The organism is Acinetobacter sp. YH12233 (assembly GCF_013417725.1).
Classification (GTDB): domain Bacteria; phylum Pseudomonadota; class Gammaproteobacteria; order Pseudomonadales; family Moraxellaceae; genus Acinetobacter.
Genome location: NZ_VPDK01000086.1, coordinates 1 through 1238 on the forward strand (window position 1 = coordinate 1; position 1238 = coordinate 1238).

1 protein-coding gene is annotated in these 1238 nt (G+C 41.2%); it reads left to right on the forward strand.

Going from position 1 to position 1238, the window contains the following annotated elements; translation table 11 throughout:
* The first annotated feature begins 73 nt into the window (after nucleotides 1-73).
* Nucleotides 74-1233, forward strand: a protein-coding gene (locus tag FTV12_RS16345) for an IS3 family transposase (RefSeq protein WP_179993407.1) whose coding sequence is annotated in 2 segments (ribosomal slippage) — nucleotides 74-308 and nucleotides 308-1233 — 1161 coding nt in all. Because the reading frame shifts where the segments join, the coding sequence is not laid out codon by codon here.
* Nucleotides 1234-1238: the final 5 nt, after the last annotated feature.

Below are 1238 nucleotides of genomic sequence, written 5' to 3' on the forward strand. Positions count from 1 at the left end.
TGATCCTAGACAAAATAATGGACAGCACGTGCCTCTAAAGATAACGTAACTTTAATCTTTGGAGATTCAAGAAATGGCTAAACGTTTTAGTCCCGAATTTAAACAGCAAGCGATTGATTATGCACTTTCAAACTCACACGAGTCTGTAGCTGCAATCGCCCAGAAATTAGGTGTGGGTTATTCAACATTAGATAAATGGATTCGTGAAACCAATCCGGCAGGTTCAAGCAAACGTCAACTTTCACCAGAACAACAGCGGATCGTGGAATTAGAGAAAGAAGTCAAACAGCTCAAGGAAGCCAATGACATCTTAAAAAAAGCGCATGTGTACTTTCTAACAGATCATGCCAAGAAAAGTACACGGTAATTCAAGATCTAGATATGAATGAAGTCACCGTATCTTCTGCCTGTAAATGCCTGGGTGTCAGCACTTCAGGCTATTATACCTGGCGAAAACATCAAGCCAATACGGCACAGAAATATAATGACTTAAAAGCCGTATATTGGCAGCATCATGCACGATTGGGTGCACCTTCATTAGTACATGACATGCATGATTTAGGTTACAACATGAGCGAACGTACTATTGGAAGGATCCTAAAAAAGCTTGGTTTACGTAGCAGGATTGCACGTAAATACAAGCATACGACTGATTCAACCCATCGTTTGCCTACAGCACCCAACTTGTTGGATCGCCAATTTACAGCTACTCAGCCTAATAAAGTCTGGACAACAGACATTACCTATATCCGCACTAAAGAAGGTTGGTTGTATTTATGTGTGATGCTAGATTTATTTAGCCGTCGTATCGTGGGGTGGCAAACCAGCCATCGAATAGACCGCCAGTTGGTGTGTGATACGTTTAACTATGCAATGGCTCGTCAGGGTTATCCAACTGGTGTTATGGTTCATTCGGACCAAGGCTCACAGTACTGTAGTCGTGATTTTAGAGCGCTGTTACTGAAAAATGATTGTACTCAGAGTATGTCTAGACGTGGAAACTGTTGGGATAATGCAGTGACTGAAAGCTTCTTTCATACATTAAAAGGTCATGTGGTACATGGCAGTGTGTTTTCGACTCGAAAAGAAGCGAATGCTGTCTTGTTTGACTATATTGAAATTTATTACAATCGAGTCAGAAGACATTCTGCAAACGGCTGGTTAAGTCCAGAAGCCTTTGAACAGAAATATATTAAAAGTTTAGAGGGGCTGGTTGTCCACGATACTGTCTAGGATCA